Raw genomic sequence first — 17,654 nt, forward strand, 5'->3', positions numbered from 1 at the left:
GACGACGGGGCCGTCCCCGGCCGCGGGGTCGCGCGGAGGACCGGTCGGCGCCACCCTATGCGCCCGCCGGGGCCGTCCGCCGTCCCGTCCCGCCTGCCTCCAGCCCGCTCCCGTCCGTCTGGAACCCCGTCAGATAGGGGTGGGTGTCCCTTGGGCCGTCTGTCAGACGCCCTCCGGCGGAGAGTCGCGCAGCGCGCGCGTCACCGACCAGGCGACGGACACCATGGGTACGGCCACCACCGCCCCGATCACCCCCGCGACGATGCTCCCGGCGATGACCGAGATGGCGACCACCACCGGATGCAGCCGGACTGCCCAGCTCATCACCAGTGGATGCAGGACATGCCCTTCGAACTGCCCCACGATCACGATGAGCGCCAGCACGACCGCCGCGATCACCGGACCCCGCCCCGCCAGCGCCACCACCGTGGCCACCGCCAGCGCGATCGGCGACCCGATCAGCGGGATGAAGGTGGCGAAGAAGACCAGCAGTGTCAGCGGCAGGGCCAGTGGCACCCGCAGCAGGAACAGCGCGACGCCCACCAGGGTGGCGTTGCTGGCCGCCACCAGGATGATGCCCCGGGTGTATCCGGCGAACGTGCTCCAGGCCGCCTGCCCCGCCCGGTCCCACGGCGACCGTGCGGCCTCCGGGAGCTGTCCGCGGAACCACCGCCACATCCGGTCGCCGGAGTGGACGAAGAAGATCGAGCAGAACAGTGCCAGAACCGCAGCGGTGAGCGCCTCCACCGCGCGGCCCGCACCGCTGAGCGCCCTGCTGATCAGGGCCCCGCGGTTCCGGGAGACGAAGGAGTTGATCCTGTCGTGCAGTCCCGCCAGGGTGCCGCGCCGGGCATGGAACGGGGGCCCCTCCAGCCAGCGTTCGATCCGGCCGATTCCGCCGCGGAACTCACCCACCAGCCTGCTCGCCTCACCGGCCGCCGCGTTTCCCACCAGCGCCAGCAGTCCGAGCACCAGGAACAGACTGCCGAACACCGCGAGTGCCACAGCCAGTGGCCGGGGCACCACCCGCGCCAGCAGATCGGTCAGCGGGCGCAGCAGCGCCGTGGCCACCAGGGCGAGAAACACCGCCACCGCGACGAGTTCGAACTGCCCCAGCACCGTGAACGCCAGGTAGACGGCCACTCCGACGGCAAGGATCCGCCATGCGTACGCCGCGGCCAGCCGCAGTCCGGGATGGACGAGGGCACCTTCCCCGTCCGCCCCGCCCGCCCCGCGCACAGCGGCCGGGACCGCCGCGGATCCGGAGCGGGTGCGGGCTGCCGCGGCCCGTGAGGCACGGCGCGGACGGCCACCGGCTGCCCCGCGCGGACGACGTGCGCGCCGCGGCGTACTCCCGTTCGCCCCCATGTGCTTCCCGCCGGCCGTCGCCGCGCCCCGCTCCGGTCCGCCCTGATCCGGTCCGTCCGGCTCCGATCCGCCGCGTTCCGATCCGTCGTGTGCCGCTCCATCAGATGCCGGTCCGTCGGACGGGGGGAGAGACCCGCTGCTCACGTCGGCGCCACCGCCTTCTGCGTCCCGGCCCTCGCGGTGGAAAGCGTCCGGACTCAATCTGTTCAACCGATTATTTCGGAATGTACCGATTGAAGCAGGGTGGGTGTCCGGGCGGGGGAACCTCTTCCCGGGCGCGGCGGGCCCGCACCGGCCGTCGAGTCCGCGGAGCGAGGGCGGGCCGTGGCGTTCCCTCCCGCCCACGGCGGCTCCATAATCGATCACCCGTCCAAGGAGTCACCCGTGACGTACGACATCACCGCCGTCCGCGCGCAGTTCCCCGCCCTGAGAGCCGGATCGGCGCACTTCGACGGACCGGGCGGCACACAGACACCCCGGCCCGTCATCGAGGCCGTCTCCGAGGCGCTGGCCAACCCCTTGTCCAACCGCGGCCGTCTCACCACGGGGGAGCGGAACGCCGAGACCCTCGTCGCGGAGGCCCGTCTCGCGCTGGCGGACCTGCTGGGCGCGGACCCTGCCGCAGTCGTCTTCGGCCGCAGTGCCACTCAGCTGGCGTACGACTTCTCCCGCACCCTGGCCAAGACCTGGACGCCGGGGGATGAGGTCGTGGTGTCCCGTCTGGACCACGACTCCAACATCCGCCCCTGGGTGCAGGCGGCGGCCCGTGCCGGTGCCACCGTACGCTGGGCCGACTTCGACCCGGTCACGGGCGAGCTGACCCCCGATCACATCGGCGCCGTACTGAGCGACCGCACCCGGCTGGTCGCGGTCACGGCCGCCTCGAATCTGATCGGAACCCGTCCGGCGATCGCGGAGATCTCCCGGATGGTCCATGCGGCCGGGGCGCTGCTGTACGTCGACGGTGTGCATTACACCGCGCACGTCCATGTCGATATCGACCGGCTAGGGGCGGACTTCTTCACCTGCTCCCCGTATAAATTCCTCGGCCCTCACCTCGGCGTTCTGGCGAGCCGTCCGGAAATACTGGAGAATCTGACCCCGGACAAACTGCTGCCGTCGACCAACGACGTCCCCGAGCGTTTTGAATTCGGCACCCTGCCCTATGAATTCCTCGCCGGAACGCGCGCCGCGGTCGACTTCCTGGCGGGTCTGGACCCGACGGCCCAGGGTGATCGCCGGGAGCGGCTGGCCGCGTCGTTCGAGGCGCTCGAAACGTACGAGGACTCCCTGCGGCTGCGGATCGAAGAGGGCCTCGCCGCGTTCGGCGCGATCACGGTCCACTCCCGGGCCAAGCACCGCACCCCGACCCTCCTGCTGACCATCGGCGGACGCGACACAACCGACGCGTACCGCGCGCTCGCCGCCCGTGGCGTCGACGCCCCGTCCGGCTCCTTCTACGCGCTGGAACCGTCCCGCAGACTGGGGCTCGGCGACACCGGAGGACTCCGCGTCGGACTGGCCCCCTACACCAGCGCCGAGGACGTGGACCGGCTGCTCAACGGCCTGTCCGACGTCATGGACGAGCCGGTCACGCATCCCTGAAGCCGTCCGCGCGCCGTCCACGCGCCGTCCACGCGCTCGCTCCCGCCGGAGTGCCGGAGCGAGGGCGGGCACCGGGAGCCCGGCCGGAAGGCTCCGCTCTCGAAGCGGGTACCGGGGCGCCGGGGGGTGTCCTGCCGCGCCCGGGCGCACACCGAAGCCCCGATTCCCCGCCGGGCCCTGAGCGGTGTACGCGGGGAGGCGCGTGCCGCGGTCAGCGCGACCGCCTCCCCGCCATGACCTGGCGGTCCGTCATCCGGCCGCGCCCCCCGGCAGGTGCTGGGTGTCGCGGCCCTCCGTTCCCCGCGGTGACGGCGCACGTGCTCGTATGCCTTTCCGCTGTTGCTCGTAAATACGTTCTCCGCCGTGCACGGTGCTTGGAGGGGAATTTCCGGGCATGCTCATTCCGGTTCGCGCCCCACATCACGGAAAGGCATCCCATGGCCAGCGCCTTACCGCAGCCGGACAGGCTTCCCTCGCTCACCGGTTATCGCTTTCTTCTGGCCTGCGCGGTTCTTTTCGGCCATGTCCTGACGTTGGGAAGACTCTTCGCGGACGAGGCGGTCTACGAGGCCGCCGACAGGTCCCATATGCTCAGCGCCGGGGCCGTCTCCTCCTTCTTCATCCTCAGCGGCTTCGTCCTGGCATGGACCCTCCGCCCGGACGACACCGCCGGACGCTTCTGGCGCCGCCGCTTCGTCAAGATCTTCCCCAACCACGCGGTGACCTGGACCCTCATGCTGGTCCTGCTCATGGCCACCGGGACGGCCACGCTGCTCCCCGTACCGGACCCGGCCGCCGACGAGGCCGTGAAGAATCTGCTCCTCGTCCACACCTGGGCCCCCGACATGGCGGACTTCAGCAGTGTGAACCCGGTGACCTGGTCCATCTCCTGCGAGGTGTTCTTCTACCTGCTCTTCCCCTTCCTGATCCGGCCGCTGAGCGCCCTGCCCGCCCGCCGGATCCGGCCCGCCATCGCGCTGATCGCCGCACTGATCCTCGCCACCCCCGCGCTGGCCACCCTGTTCACCGAGGATGCCGCTGCCGGGAGTTGGTCACCCCTGTCCATGGAGCGCTGGTGGCTGATCTACTTCTTCCCGCCCGTGCGGCTGCTGGAATTCGTGCTCGGCATCCTGCTCGCCCTCGCCGTGCGGACGGGCCGGTGGCCCGCGCTCCGGCTGCGCTGGCCGCTGCTCGCCCTCATCGGCCTGTTCGTGGCGCAGCCCCGGCTGCCGGAGGAGTACGTCTGGGGCGCGGCCACCTGTCTGCCGCTCGCCGCGCTGATCCCCGCACTTGCCAGCCGCGACATCGACCGCCGCCCCACTTGGCTCAGCCTGCGCCGGCTGGTGGTGCTCGGTGAGGCGTCCTTCGCTCTCTACATGATCCATTTCCCGATCCTGTACGCGATCCGCCTGCTGCTCGGGGATCGCACCTTCGGCATCCTCACCGCCACGGCCATCGCCCTCGGTGTGGCCACGGTGTGTGTCCTCGCCTCGCTCCTGCTGTGGCGCACGGTCGAGCTGCCCATGATGCGGCGCTACTCCCGCCCCCGGCCCCGTCCCGGCCGTCCGGCCGAGGCGACCGCCGGCGGGACCATGGACCACAACGGGGCGGAGCGCGACAGTGCCGACCGTGACCGGGCGGCAAGGGCACCGCAGCAGGACCCGCTGCCCTGACCGACCGCACCGCGCGACCACCACCGACGGACGGCCCGCCCGGTAGGGGCGCGCCGCGGCGGGGCGCGCTCCCGGGCGGCCGTGCCCCGGGCCCGACCTGACGTTACGATCGAGGAGGAGGGCCCGGCGCCCCACGGGAGGCTGGGCGGCACCCCCCGGGGGGAGAGAGCGGGGCTCCATGACACCCGGCGGCATAGACGGCACGGCGCTCGCCCGTCTCCGCGAGGGGCTGACCGGTGAGGCGGTCGTGCCGGGCGACCCGGTCTACGACGACGCCCGCACGATCTTCAACGCCATGATCGACCGGCGACCGGCGGTGATCGTCCAGTGCGAGAGCCAGGACGACGTCAGCCGCGCGATCGCCTTCGGCCGCTACCACGGACTGCGGATCGCGGTCCGCGGGGGCGGGCACAGCGTCGCGGGCATGTCCCTGTGCGACGACGGCCTCGTCATCGATCTGCGCCGGATGCGGGCGGTGACCGTCGACCCGGGGGCCCGGGTGGCACAGGTGGGCGGTGGCGCGGTGATGCGCGATCTGGACCGGGCGGCCGAACCGTACGGCCTGGCGACCACCGGTGGCCGGGTGTCGACCACGGGCGTCGGCGGTTTCGTCCTGGGCGGTGGCACCGGCTGGCTGGACCGCGCATTCGGCCTGGCCTGTGACCACCTGCTGTCCGTGGACCTCGTCACCGCACAGGGCGAAGCGCTGCACACCAGCGAGGACGAGCACCCCGAGCTGTTCTGGGCCCTGCACGGAGGCGGTGGCAACTTCGGCGTGGCCACCTCCTTCGCCCTGCGTCTGCATCCGCTCCCCGTCGTCACCGCGATGCTGCTGATGTGGCGCCCGGGCGCGGGCCGGGACGTGGCGTGCGCCTATCGCGACTTCCTGGAGTCCGCCCCGGACGAGATCGGCGGCGGATTCCTCTACCTGACCGCTCCGCCGGAGGACTTCGTCCCCACGGACATGGTCAACAGGCTGGCCTGCCTCGTCCTCGTCACCTACACGGGCCGGGAACAGCAGGCCCGCTCCATCGCCGCCCCGCTGCTGCGCCTCGGCCACGACGCCGAGATGATCACGGAGCTGCCGTACGCGGATCTGCAGTGCATGCTCGACGACCCGCCCGGCTACCGGAACTACTGGTCCGCCGAATACCTCGACGCGTTCCCCGACCCGGCGGTGAACCTCTTCTGCGCCCGCGCCGCGGACATGGTCGTCCCGTCTCCCTCCCAGCACGTCCTGTTCCCCCAGGGCGGGGCGGTGGCCAGGGGCCCCGGGGACTATCCGGTGCCCTGGCGCGGGTCGCCGTGGATCGTCCACCCCTTCGGCCTGTGGGAGGACCCGGCCGACGACGACCGCGCCCGGCGCTGGGCCCGTGCCACCCGCGAGGACGTCCGGCCGTGGTCCAGCGGCGCGGTCTACCTCAACTTCATCGGCATGGAGGGCGAGGAGCGGGTCATCGCGGGCTTCGGACCCCAGAACTACCAGCGCCTGGCCGAGGTGAAGGCCCGGTACGACCCCGACAACGTCTTCCGGTTCAACCACAACATCAAACCCCGTCCGGCGGGCCAGAAGGCCGCCGCGGGGATGGCCGGAAGGTGACCGGGGCGCGCCGGCGCCGCCCCGACGGCGCCGGGGCGGACATCCGGCGGTGTCACTCCGTCAGGCGAAACCGCCGTTGCTCATCAGCAGCTGGCCGTTGACCCACTGGCCCTGCGGTGAGCAGAGGAAGTCCACGAGGTGGGCGGTGTCCCGCGGGGTGCCGAGCCGGCCCAGCGGCGTGCGGCCCAGACAGTCCGCCCACACCTCGTCGGACATCCAGCCGGTGTCCACCGGCCCGGGATTGATGACGTTGGCGCTTACGCCGAGGTGCGCGAGCTCCTGCGCGGCGGCCAGGGTGATGCGGTCCTGGGCTCCCTTGCTCGCACCGTAGGGAAGGTTCCCGGCGGTGTGGTCGCTGGTGAGGGCGACGATCCGGCCACTTCCGGGCGCACCGTGGAAACGCCGCCCGTACTCACGGATCAGCAGCCAGGTGGCGCGTGCGTTGACGGCGAAGTGCCGGTCGAAGCTCTCCACGGTGGTGTCGAGCAGTCCGGAGTCGACCGACTCGCAGTGACACATCACCAGGGCGGTGACACCGCCCAGCCGGTGTTCGGCCTCGTCGAAGATCCGCGCGGGAGCCTCCGGGTCGGCGAGGTCCGCCTCGATCGCCACGGTGGCCGCCCCGAGCTCCCCGAGGGAGCCACTGATGGCCTCGACCGCCCCGGCCTCGGCGCCCCAGACCATCCGCTCGTCGTAGGAGGGCCAGAAGGAGAAGGCGAGGTCCCAGCCCGACATCGCCAGCCGACGGGCGATGCCCGCGCCGATCCCGACCGTCCGGCCCACGCCGGTGACCAGCGCGAGCGGACGGGCGCGGCCCGGCACCGCGTGGCCGGCGTCGGTGTCCGGCTGTTCCGGGTCAATGGTCATGGAGAGGATCATCGCGAGGGAGCCGGCGACGGGCAACGGCATATCGCACAGGGTCATTCCGGGCGGACGGCGGCCATGGCCCGTTCGGCCCCAGCGCGGCGGGCCGCCCCATCGCACTGTGCCGGTGTGCGGTAGACCTCGACTGTCGGTTCGCCCCGCCACCCCAGCACCATGTGACGGCTATGTCGAGGAGTGTGCGCGTGAACACGGAACTGAGCGGGTCCACCGCCTTGGTCACCGGTGCCACCGCGGGAATCGGCCGTACGGTCGCCCTGCGCCTCGCCGCGCTGGGCGCGGAGGTGGTGATCCACGGCCGCCATGCGCAGCGGGGCGCCGACACCGTCGAGGACATCCGTGCCGCGGGCGGACGGGCCCGGTTCATCGCGGCCGATCTCGCCGACCCCGATGCCGTCCGCCGCCTGGCCGCCGAGGCGGGCGCGGTCGATGTGCTGGTGAACAACGCGGGCATCTACCGTTTCGCCAGCACCCCGGAAGGCACCACCGAGCTGTTCGACATCCACATGGCGGTCAACACCCGGGCGCCGCTGCTGCTGGTCGGCGCACTCGCGCCCGGCATGGCGGCCCGTGGCCACGGAGCCATCGTGAACATGAGCACCGTGGCCGCCACCACCCCCGCGCGCGGCGCCGGGGTGTACGGCGCCTCCAAGGCCGCGCTGGAACTGCTGACCCGCATCTGGGCCGATGAATTCGGCGCCCAGGGGGTGAGGGTGAACGCCGTACGCTCCGGTCCGGCCCGCACCCCCGGCACCGTGGAGATGGGGGAGGACATTCTCCAGGCACTGGGCCGGACCACGATCCTGGGCAGACCCGCCGAGCCCGAGGAGATCGCCGAAGCGGTGGTCTTCCTCGTCTCGCCGCGGGCCGAGTACATCACCGGTACGGTCCTCGAAGCACGAGGCGGCGAACTCGCCCTCAGCTGACCCAGCCGCCCTCGCCCGGATCACACCCGCCCCCCGGCCGGAGCAGCCGGTACCGGCGGCGACATAGCCTGGGTGCGTGATCGCCACACTCGCTGTCGAGAACTACCGTTCGCTGCGCCGACTGGTGGTTCCCCTGGGAAGACTGACCGTGGTCACCGGCGCGAACGGCACCGGCAAGTCCAGCCTCTACCGGGCCTTTCGCCTGCTCGCCGACGCCGCGCGCGGGGGAGCGGTCGCCGCCCTCGCCCGGGAGGGCGGACTGCCGTCGGCACTGTGGGCCGGACCCGAGACCTCCGCACGGGCCGTACGGGAAGGCCGCCATCCGATCCAGGGCACCGTCCGCTCCGAACCGGTCAGCCTGCGCCTGGGCTTCGCCGGTGACGAGTTCGGCTACGCGGTGGACTTCGGCCACCCCACGCCCTCCAGTTCCATGTTCGACCTGGATCCGGAGATCAAACGGGAGAGCGTGTGGAGCGGCGCCGTCCTGCGGCCCGCCACCCTGCTGTCGGAACGGGCGGGCCCCGCCGTCCGCACGCGGGACGCACAGGGGGAGTGGAACCGCACCCAGGGGGCCGTGCGCCCGTACGACAGCATGCTCAGCGAACTGGCCGACCCGCAGCGCGCCCCCGATGTGCTCGCGGTCCGTGAACACATCCGGTCCTGGCGTTTCTACGACCACGTGCGCACCGACGCCCACGCCCCCGCGCGGGCGGCGCGGATCGGCACCCGCTCCCCGGTCCTCGCCTCCGACGGCGCCAACGTGGCCTCGGCCCTCCAGACCATCCGGGAGATCGGCGACAGCGACGCACTGGACGCCGCCATCGACGCGGCCTTCCCCGGCAGCCGCGTGGAGGTCGCCGACCGCGGTGGCCGCTTCGAACTGGCCCTGCGCCAGCACGGATTGCTGCGCCCCCTGGGGGCGGCCGAACTGTCCGACGGCACCCTGCGCTATCTGCTGTGGACGGCCGCGCGGCTCTCCCCGCGCCCACCGGATCTGCTGGTGCTCAACGAGCCCGAGACCAGCCTGCACCCCGAACTGCTCGAGGCGCTGGCCGGTCTCATCCTGACCGCGTGCGAGAGGACCCAGATCGTGGTGGTCACGCATGCCCGCCCGCTGGCCACCGCCCTCGCGGACGGCGCCGGGCGGTCCCGTACCGAGGTGAACACCATCGAGCTGGTCAAGGAGGCGGGCCGGACGCTGGTGGACGGACAGGGCACCCTCGACGAGCCGCTGTGGTACTGGCCCAAGAGGTAGGCGAGGTGGCCGAGTCGGGGGCCTGTCACTCCTCCGGGTGTGCGTTCCGCGCCGTGGCCGCTTGGTCCGCGTGGCCGCCCGCACCGAGCAGCCCCGTCGCTTCGAAGCGGGTCCGTTCGGCCAGCCGGGGCAGCTCGCGCCGCGAGAACCACGTGACCAGTACCGGCAGCACCGGACGGACCGGCTGGGCCAGCCGCAGCCACGGCGGTGCGTAGACCGTGGCGGCGCGCCGTTCGATGGCGGCCACCATGCGGGCGGCCACCGTTTCCACGGAGTAGACACGTCTGGCCGGTGGCGGCATATGGGACCGCAGCTCCCGCAGCACCCCGTGCCGGTCCGCGTCGCGGATCATGTCCGTGCTGGTCCAGCTGAGATACCCGATCCCCACCCCCACTCCCTGGTGGGCGAGCTCGGCCCGCAACGACTGCGCGAAGGACTCCGCACCGGCCTTTGAGGCGCAGTACGCGCTCATCATGGGCGCCGAACCGAAGGCCGCCGTCGACGCGATCTGGAGGAAGTACCCGCGCGTGGCCAGCAGACCCGGCAGAAACGTCCGCGCGGTGATGGCGCTGCCGATGAGATTCACCTCGATCACCCGCCGCCAGACGGCAGGGTCCGACGCGCCGAACGGGCCGCCCTCCGCCACCCCCGCGTTGGCGACCACCACCGAGGGCGGACCGATGCCGTCGTGGATCCGCGCGGCCACCCGGGCCATCACCGTATCGTCGGTGACATCGACCTCGAAGCAGTGCGCTTCACCGGGGAGTGAGTCCGCCACCCGCGCGAGGGTCTTCTCCTCCCGGCCCAGGAGGACCACCCGCGCTCCCCGCCGCGCCAGCTCCCGAACGACCCCCGCCCCCAGACCACGCGCCGCGCCGGTCACGACCGCCAGACGTCCCGTCAACGGGCTCGCACCGCGCACATGGCCCTCCGGAGGCAGCGAGAGTGGTCGTGAACACCGGCCGGCATGCCCACCGGCACCTTCTCTTCTCCAGGGTGGGCGCGCCCCCCACCCGCCCTTGGCATGATGCTCGACCACCCGCGCCGCCCCCCGAACCTCGCCCATGCCGCCCTCAAAGCTCCCCCGGACGGCCCCCTGTCACCACACGACGGACGTGTGCCGACGACCACGCTGGGGCCGACAGGAGTTCGCGAAAACCTGTCGGCGCACGACCCTCATGCCCTGTGGAGGCCAGGCCGCGCATTGCCGTTGTCTCCAGCGGGCGTTAGGGTCGGTCGGGTGACTGCCGGGTCGGCCATGGGCCAAGAACGAGTGAGACGCCCGGCCTCTGCGTGAGCGCGAGGCGGGCCAGGGCCCCGCCGTCCCTTCTCCGTGTCCACGACCGGGCGCCGCGCACGGCGCCGCTGTTTCCATGGAACCCAAGTCACCCGGAAAAGACGCTCTCATGACGCACCATCAGTATCCCGATCGGCAGCAGCCGCAGTCCTCCGCCACCGGCGTCCAGCTGAACCACACCGCGGTCCTCGCCACGAACAGGCAGCGGTCGGCCGAGTTCATCGCCACCATCCTGGGCCTCGAAGTCGGTGCTCCGTTCGGGCCGTTCCTGCCCATCGACCTCGGCAACGGCGTCACCCTCGACTACTACGAGATGAGGGAGGAGCCCGTACAGCCGCAGCACTACGCGTTCCTCGTGCCGGAAGAGCAGTTCGATGCCATGATTGCCCGGCTCGAGGCGGCCGGGGCCACCTATTACGCCGACCCCCGCCACACCGAACCCGGGCAGATCAACACCCTCTTCGGCGGTCGAGGCGCGTACTTCGAGGACCCGGACGGCCACAACATGGAGATCATGACCCGGCCCTACATCCGGCCCTGAGAACTGACCGGGAGGCGGCCCGCCGGATCAGGGACCGCCTCCCGGCTCCGACGTGCGACCCGGCGTTGAGGTTTTACGTATAATCTGTCGCGAAAGGTGTCAGCGCACCCAAGGGATCGTGATGACGGCGCGAACCAAGAACCTCCGCCTCGGAGGAGACCGTGGTACGACGGGCCGCGAACTCTCCCGCCGGCGGAAGCCATCGCGACCTCTGTCTGCGCGGATTCGCCGGAGCGGTCGCGCACTTCCTCGCGTGCGTGACCGCGGCGGGACGGCCGTACCCAAGCAGGGATGATCGTCGGCGGAACGGATGATCCTGACGACTACGACCGCGCCGGCGCGGTGGAGGACCTCGCCGGAGTAATCACCGTGGGTGCGGGCGGCGCGCAGCCGCTGGTGCTGAGCGGTGAGCCCGCCACCAGCTGCTACCTGCCGGACCGTGGTGTCTTCCTGTGCTGGCTCGCCGCCGACTCCGACGCCGAGCTCCTCATCGCCGCGGAAGCGCTGCTGGACGACCCCGACTCGGGGTGGCAGGACTGCGGGGTGTGGGAAACGGACGGCCCGGCGGTGCTGATGGACTCCGCCGAGGCCGGAGCCGGCCTCGGCAGGCCGTACCCCGACAACTCCGGTGGGCCGCAGGAGACGCCGGTCGCCGTACCGGCGGGCCGATGGCGAGTCCGCGCCATCCACGCGGTCGGCGAGTTTCCCTGGGTGGAGTGGTTCGGCTCACCGCGGAGCAGGGCGCCCCGGAGCGGGGGAGCGAGAGACTTCGCGGCCCCTTTGCCCCCTCGTCAGACCCCCAGACGCTCCTGCCACCGCCGGAACTCGGCCACCGGGTCTCCGTCCCGCCGCCACGGCCAGTGGGCCACGCGTCCGTTCAGCAGCCGGAAGACCTGGGTGGCCTCCTGCTTCCGGTTGGCGGTGATGAGGGCGTACGCCAGGAGGTTCAGGTCGGCGAGCGCCGCGGCGTGGTGGAAGAAACCCGGCTTCCGCCAGGTGTCGTACGCCCGGTCCAGCGCCTGGGAGACCGCGGGCTGGGACCAGTGGTTGCGGGCGAGGAGTGCCTCCATTCCGCCCCTGTCCAGCACCGTGTGGTACTGCATGACATGAGCGGTCAGCTCCACCGCGGCACACGGCGCGTTCGCCGGCATCTGGGCGCGCAGGGCATCGATGAATTCCAGGACGTGCATATGGGAGCCGCCCTCGTCGGGCGAGAGGAATTCCAACATGCTCAGATGGGCTTCGCGATGCCACCGATCGCGGGACAGCACCTCCTGCCACAGGGCGAACACGTCCTTGCGGGGGTAGCGCTCCAGACGGTAGGCGCCCAGGAGCACCACCCAGGGTGTGGGGTCGTGCTGATTCAGTTCGGCGGCCCGGTGACACGCCTCGAGCACCGCGGCGGCGTCGCCCAGTCCGCCCTGCTTGCGACCACGGACGAGCTGGGCCCAGGCGTGGAGCACCAGTGCATCCACGTTGTTCGGTTCACGGGTGGCCCAGTCGGCCGGAAGATGGGAGTCGGACAGGACACGGGCCAGCACCGAGACGCGGTGTGCGCGGCGGTCCCAGTCGCCCGGGCTCCGCTTCAGCAGGCCGCCCACCCGGGCCGCGCCCAGCTCTGCCGCTCCGATGGTGCCCCAGGCGCTCGAGTCACGCAGCATTTTCACGAGCTTGCCCAGCTCCCCGTCGTCGAGTTCCGGAGTGAGGCGCGCTCCATTACGGCGGAGGGAAAACAGTGGCATGATCGAAAGGCTATGGCCGCCGCGGAGCAAGGCAAGCCATCTGCGGAGATCGTTATCTCACGCATATCTTCGCGGTGGTTGGCCATCCGTATCGTGAGATGTCGCGGATGGCGTTTGACATGTGGTGTCTCGCGGGTCTCGCGACAGCCGGTGCCGCGGCCATCTCGGCGGATCCACGGAGCGCCGCGGATCTCCCGAGCACGGGAGAGGCCCCCGGCCAGCCTCGGCCGTGGCGGGGTACGCGTTCATCATCCGCCCATGCACACCTCATGATCTGGCCGTGCCGTGGCCGCGGAGCGGCTGGGATGTGAGTCTTCCTGGGGACCCCTGGGCCCGGCGGCCGGTGGCTGAGCGCGGGTCGGGGCCGCCCCCGTCCCGCCCCGATCAGAGGAAGTGTCCGCTGGCCAGGTAGGGCGCGGGGACGGGCATGTCCCGGACGGCGATGTAGCCTTCCTGGCCGATGTCGAGACGGGCGGCCAGTCCGACGTCGACCGCCCATTCGTTGGGGCTGGTGATGCAGTTGACCAGAGTGGTTCCCCGTGACGTGGCCAGCGCCTCCCACAGCAGGTTCTGTGCGGTGTCCGGACGCGCGGCGGCCAGCAGCGTGGCGTGCCCGTGGATGTCCATGTACACATAGCCCGGCCGGTCGCCGTCCCGGGACACGACGAGCCGCTGGATGCCCAGCAGGTATGCGTGGTCCGGACCGTGACCCGCGCCGCGCAGCCGCCGGTCCAACTGGTCCATCCACCCGATGTCGTCGGCCCCGCCCTCGCGGAGGCCGTCCACCACGGGGAGCGTCGAGCGGTCGACGGTGCCGATCATCCGCATCTGCGGGTGCAGGGAGAAGCCCGCCAGCCGGTACCGGCGGGTGGCGCCGGGGTGGACGCTGGAGGAGAAGATGCCCGGACGTCCATCGGCGTGGGCGAGGGCGGCGTCCATCAGTCGTCTGCCGACTCCCCGCCCCTGGTGGCCGGGCAGGACACCGTAGGTCGCGAGGTACCACAGACCGCCGCGGTTCTGCGAGATGGCGAAGCCCACGACGGTGTCCGCGGCTTCCTCCGTGTCCACCGCGACCCAGCAGCCCCGCGGATCGATCCGCAGGAAGAAACCCATGCGTGCGATCCACTGCCGTGAGGCCTCCGCGGAGCGAGGCTCGGGCTCTGGATCGCTGACCCGCCTGGTGACCCGCTCCGCCTCGAGAAACGTCGCTGCCGACGCCCGTTCCGCCGACGGGAGATCATCCTTGCGCATCGGCCTGACCCGCACAGCGTCCATCGGGCCAGCGTAAGGATCCACCAGGTGGCGCCGCACCCGGATTTCCGGGGCGGCGGCGGCCCCGGCCAGTGACGCTCCGTCGGGTCCGGTGACCGTTGATTCGGCGTTCACCGTGGCGATGTCGTGGTGCGGACAGCGGATCTGCCGTACGTGTGCGGTGAGGGTGGACCCGCGGCACACACCGAGGAACAACGCCGCGTGTCCGTCGGCAATCCCGCCGCGGCCTGCAGGTTTGTCACCTCTGACGGTGGTGAAGTCATAGTCCTCGGAGAAAGTTCGCCGCGAAGCCGGGGGCGTCGCCGCGCGCCCGGCACTCGGCCATGGTCTGCCACAGCGCGGTGATGTGCTCGTCGGGCGTTGTCGTCAGCCCCCCACCGCCTCTGCCTCGAGGGACCGGGGATCCATGGGGATGGCCCCGACCCGCGGGGGAAGTTCATGGCACCGGGCACCGATGTGGCCGGGCGGTGGCGGGGCCCATGCCACGAGGGCGTGGTACAGCGCTTCGCCGCGGTGTTCCAGATAGCGGATGAGATTGACCGGCCACCCCGTCGACGCGAACACACTGTCGTCCATGGGCGTCGGATGTTCGCTCAGGATCATCGAGCGTTGCTGCGGGGCCCGATCCGGTGCCAGTCGGGTTGCATATGGATCGAGCCCAGGAGTTCCGGCCCCTTCGCTTCCGCCTCGCGGGCCGCGTGCAGCAGGTCGCGGGAATCGACCCACCAGCCACGGGACTCGTTCTCGTACGTGGCTCCGTAGGTCGGCGCGATCGACTCGGCGAACTCACGCCGTGCGGCGGGGGTCGCGGTCGTGTGCGTTGGCGGCGAAGGCGAGGCGTCCGATGTGTATGACGCCGCCGTCCGCCGTGCCCACGAGAAGTGGCGCCGAGCCGTCCGGAGGCTCCGGCCCACGCCATGGGCGGCGGTGAACATCGGCCACGGCCCGCCCAGTCCACCGGCCGGGCGAACCGCAGCACATCCGTCCGGGGCGGCTTCGGCGGCCAGGACGGCTGATATCTCGCCGCCGACCGGAAAGACTCCGCTGACCGGAGTGTGGCGGGCGTGGTCCGGGACCGGTGGGGCCGGGCGGCCGGGCGTCAGATGCCGAACTCCGCCGAAGACAGCCCGAGCACGCCGCACACCTCCCGAAGCACCTGCTCCTCGGCGGGCGCCACAGAGCCGTCGGCACCCGCCACCACGATGCCGGTCTGGACCACGGCCCTGGCCTCGGCGGGCTTCTTGGCCGCCTTGGCCACCTCCTGGAGCGCCTCCGCCTTGCCCCGGGCGAAGTCGGCCGTCATCAGGTCGACGTGCTTGTTGAACCGGGTGCGCAACTGGTCGGGCGGAAAGTTCTGCAGGACGTCGTTGGAGAGGATCAGCGACTCGACATGCTGTCGCTCCGCGGGGTCGACATGCCCATCGGCGGCCGCCACCAGGGCGCACACGGCCATGCTGGCGTCCCGGTAGGCGCCGCTCTTCAGCTCCGTCTTGAGCGATGTGAGCTGTGTCTTGAGCACACCGACCAGCTGAGCCTTGGATCTGCCGCCCGAGCCGGGGCGCCCGTGTCCCCCGGAGCTACCGGTCCCATGGCCCCGCTGCTGCTGGAGGGCCTTGGCCTGGTCCTTGATCCGATCCCACATCGCCACTGCTGCCACCTCGGCTTCGCCGTGTCATCCATCACCGGACACGTGCCGTCACGTGTCACCCCGGCAACGTATATGGCCGTCACCGAGTTCCACCGTGCACGGGGGAGTGGCCCGGACCACTGCGGGAAGCCGTACGCGGGCGGCAGGGTCGGGTGCACCGACACGCCGGTTCACCAGGGCAGGGGTGACCCCGGGTGATTCCCCGGTGGCCGCCCCGGGCGGGAGCACCAGCACCCCGTCCGGCCGCCACCTCTTACGAGACTGTGACGCACACCGGCCAAGTGGCCATGTGCCGTCGGAGCGTTGTCAGACTCTGGGGCCAACGCGGAGCCGTACCGACGTTCGTACGGAGCCCGGCCGGACTCAGTAGGAAGCGAGCACTCCATGAGGCGGCGGCACAAAGTGAACGGAACGCGGCGCAAGGCCCTGTTCGGGGTGGCCGGGCTGGTGCTGGGAGGCGGAGGGCTGGTGGCCATCAACGTGGGTGCCAACGCCGGCAACTCCTCCAGTGACCGGAGCGCCGGTGGTGTGGTCTGCCCCGGCGTGGCGGACCGGCTGGGGGACATCCCACAACGGGCGGCCGCCGAGGTACGGCGAAACCTCGAGCTGATGCGGCGCGACATCAAGGCCGCCGACACCAGGCTCTCCTCCGAGAAGAACGTGGCCAGCCGTACCGTTCTGGATCCCCTGCGGTCCAAACGGTCGGCCGTTCTGGAACGGATCGAGACAGCCGTCGAACGGGCGGGTGCCGAGCGGCCCAAGGATCTCCCAAGCCTCGCGACCTGCACGGCCGGTGGCACCGAGGTCGCCAAGAACGCAACGGGTGGCGACGGTCGGCAGAGCCCCCAACAGCCGCCCGCCACCGGTACGCCACAGCCCTCCGACGGGCCCGCGCCGGAGGACTTCGTCGACATCACCAAGGCCCCGCCCAACGTGCGGCAGGTGAGCAACGGGAAAGCCGCGTCGGGGCGCCTTCCGCGCCCGGTGCGGTGTCAACGCGGAGGGGCGGAGCGCCAACCACCGCTCGCACGTCGCCTTCGCCGATGCGCGCGGTGCGTGCCCGGCGGGCTTCCGGCCGATTCCGCAACTCGTCCAGCAGGTCACCTATGACGGCCTCGCCGGATCGACCGCGTTCGCCATCGACAGCTTCCCCGAGTCGCTGCACAAGCCCGTCACCGACCACGGCGACTTCATCAACGCCATGCCGGACGCCCTGATGAAGAAGGCCGTCAACTGCATCAACGCCGGCCGCCGCTGCGGCAGAACCACATCAGGCCGGACCACGTCACCCGGGGATGTGGCCGCCGGTGAGGGCATCGGCTCCGGGGATCGACCGTCCCCGGAGCGATGGCAGGCCCCTCGCGCAGGCCGGGGGCCTGGCCACGGTCACCAGGACGGTGGAGGGCTTCGGCGGGTTCGCCAAGCGATACGAGCAGATCGAGAAGGTCTCCACTCACCACTGCGACCTCTGGGAGCCGCCGCTGTACGGGCAGATCGGCCGGGACCGGGCGGTCATGTTCGACCAGCCCGAGGCGTACGACCCGAGACTCGACGTCGACTTCACCCCGCTGCGTGAGCAGGACGCAACCACGGCAGGTTTCGACCAGGCCGCCTGACCCGGCCCCTGCCGGGCCGGCATCCATGCCCGGTGAGTGGGGCGCGACCGTTGCTGATACTGGTGCGCGCCCCTGGATTCCGCGGTTGTCGCCCGGTTCTGCAGGCCCGGTTGTGCGTGCAGGACGCTCAGTCCACTGGCTGCTCGTTACGGCCGGGCCTCTTTCGGGCTCGGCGTCCCGCCTGCCTGGGCGGTTGCGGCGAGCCGTCGCGCCGCGCCTCCGCCTGCCC

The 17,654-nt window shown here is 71.5% G+C and carries 15 protein-coding genes and 2 pseudogenes; 9 read left to right on the forward strand and 8 right to left on the reverse strand.

The genetic code is table 11. The features are described 5' to 3' along the window. Positions 1 to 162: 162 nt before the first annotated feature. Positions 163 to 1,239, reverse strand: a complete 1,077-nt coding sequence (locus HUT19_RS38770; protein WP_254886027.1) for an AI-2E family transporter — start codon at positions 1,237 to 1,239, stop codon at positions 163 to 165. A 513-nt stretch (positions 1,240 to 1,752) separates the two neighbouring features. On the opposite strand from HUT19_RS38770, the gene HUT19_RS38775 reads away from it, so the two are divergent. From HUT19_RS38775 to HUT19_RS38785, 3 genes are all read left to right on the forward strand, one after another. After that, positions 1,753 to 2,973: a cysteine desulfurase-like protein gene (locus HUT19_RS38775; RefSeq protein ID WP_176185682.1), complete on the forward strand. Its 1,221-nt coding sequence runs from the start codon at positions 1,753 to 1,755 to the stop codon at positions 2,971 to 2,973. 437 nt (positions 2,974 to 3,410) lie between these two features. Then, complete coding sequence (locus HUT19_RS38780) at positions 3,411 to 4,646, forward strand: acyltransferase (RefSeq protein ID WP_176185684.1); 1,236 nt, start codon at positions 3,411 to 3,413, stop codon at positions 4,644 to 4,646. A gap of 178 nt (positions 4,647 to 4,824) precedes the next feature. After that, the gene (locus tag HUT19_RS38785) at positions 4,825 to 6,246 is read left to right on the forward strand and encodes an FAD-binding oxidoreductase (RefSeq protein ID WP_176185686.1); all 1,422 of its coding nucleotides are present in this window, start codon (positions 4,825 to 4,827) and stop codon (positions 6,244 to 6,246) included. A gap of 60 nt (positions 6,247 to 6,306) precedes the next feature. Here the strand turns inward: HUT19_RS38785 and HUT19_RS38790 are convergent, their stop codons facing one another. Continuing rightward, positions 6,307 to 7,113, reverse strand: coding sequence for an SDR family oxidoreductase (locus HUT19_RS38790; RefSeq protein WP_176185688.1), 807 nt, complete (start codon positions 7,111 to 7,113; stop codon positions 6,307 to 6,309). Positions 7,114 to 7,313: 200 nt separating this feature from the next. Between HUT19_RS38790 and HUT19_RS38795 the strand changes: the two genes are divergently transcribed. Then, the gene (locus tag HUT19_RS38795; RefSeq protein WP_254886028.1) at positions 7,314 to 8,054 is read left to right on the forward strand and encodes an SDR family NAD(P)-dependent oxidoreductase; all 741 of its coding nucleotides are present in this window, start codon (positions 7,314 to 7,316) and stop codon (positions 8,052 to 8,054) included. Between the two features lie 76 nt (positions 8,055 to 8,130). Continuing rightward, positions 8,131 to 9,309 (forward strand): AAA family ATPase, encoded by a 1,179-nt coding sequence (locus HUT19_RS38800; RefSeq protein ID WP_176185692.1) that lies wholly within the window; start codon positions 8,131 to 8,133, stop codon positions 9,307 to 9,309. A 25-nt stretch (positions 9,310 to 9,334) separates the two neighbouring features. Here the strand turns inward: HUT19_RS38800 and HUT19_RS38805 are convergent, their stop codons facing one another. Next, positions 9,335 to 10,231 (reverse strand): SDR family oxidoreductase, encoded by an 897-nt coding sequence (locus HUT19_RS38805; protein WP_176185694.1) that lies wholly within the window; start codon positions 10,229 to 10,231, stop codon positions 9,335 to 9,337. A 484-nt stretch (positions 10,232 to 10,715) separates the two neighbouring features. Between HUT19_RS38805 and HUT19_RS38810 the strand changes: the two genes are divergently transcribed. Both HUT19_RS38810 and HUT19_RS38815 read left to right on the forward strand, forming a co-directional pair. Then, positions 10,716 to 11,147, forward strand: a complete 432-nt coding sequence (locus HUT19_RS38810; protein WP_176185696.1) for a VOC family protein — start codon at positions 10,716 to 10,718, stop codon at positions 11,145 to 11,147. 291 nt (positions 11,148 to 11,438) lie between these two features. Beyond that, a pseudogene (locus tag HUT19_RS38815) lies at positions 11,439 to 11,828 on the forward strand (Imm21 family immunity protein); the annotation flags it as partial. A gap of 110 nt (positions 11,829 to 11,938) precedes the next feature. Here HUT19_RS38815 and HUT19_RS38820 read toward each other — a convergent pair. The 5 genes and pseudogenes from HUT19_RS38820 to HUT19_RS38840 all read right to left on the reverse strand — a co-directional run bounded on the left by HUT19_RS38820 (position 11,939) and on the right by HUT19_RS38840 (position 15,809). Further along, the gene (locus tag HUT19_RS38820) at positions 11,939 to 12,889 is read right to left on the reverse strand and encodes a hypothetical protein (RefSeq protein ID WP_176185698.1); all 951 of its coding nucleotides are present in this window, start codon (positions 12,887 to 12,889) and stop codon (positions 11,939 to 11,941) included. A 384-nt stretch (positions 12,890 to 13,273) separates the two neighbouring features. Further along, positions 13,274 to 14,164 carry an N-acetyltransferase family protein gene (locus tag HUT19_RS38825; RefSeq protein WP_368661731.1) on the reverse strand — a complete coding sequence of 297 codons (891 nt, stop codon included), beginning with the start codon at positions 14,162 to 14,164 and terminating at the stop codon, positions 13,274 to 13,276. Between the two features lie 66 nt (positions 14,165 to 14,230). Continuing rightward, positions 14,231 to 14,443: pseudogene (locus HUT19_RS44450) on the reverse strand (SgcJ/EcaC family oxidoreductase); the annotation flags it as partial. Between the two features lie 84 nt (positions 14,444 to 14,527). After that, entirely contained in the window at positions 14,528 to 14,737 is a 210-nt protein-coding gene (locus HUT19_RS38835; RefSeq protein WP_217712329.1) for a hypothetical protein, read from the reverse strand. Between the two features lie 523 nt (positions 14,738 to 15,260). After that, positions 15,261 to 15,809 (reverse strand): tellurite resistance TerB family protein, encoded by a 549-nt coding sequence (locus HUT19_RS38840; RefSeq protein WP_176185702.1) that lies wholly within the window; start codon positions 15,807 to 15,809, stop codon positions 15,261 to 15,263. Positions 15,810 to 16,211: 402 nt separating this feature from the next. Between HUT19_RS38840 and HUT19_RS38845 the strand changes: the two genes are divergently transcribed. Further along, positions 16,212 to 16,919, forward strand: a complete 708-nt coding sequence (locus tag HUT19_RS38845) for a hypothetical protein (RefSeq protein ID WP_176185704.1) — start codon at positions 16,212 to 16,214, stop codon at positions 16,917 to 16,919. 197 nt (positions 16,920 to 17,116) lie between these two features. Next, positions 17,117 to 17,425: a hypothetical protein gene (locus tag HUT19_RS38850; protein ID WP_176185706.1), complete on the forward strand. Its 309-nt coding sequence runs from the start codon at positions 17,117 to 17,119 to the stop codon at positions 17,423 to 17,425. Positions 17,426 to 17,654 lie beyond the last annotated feature (229 nt).

The sequence above is a fragment of the Streptomyces sp. NA02950 genome (assembly GCF_013364155.1).
GTDB lineage: Bacteria > Actinomycetota > Actinomycetes > Streptomycetales > Streptomycetaceae > Streptomyces.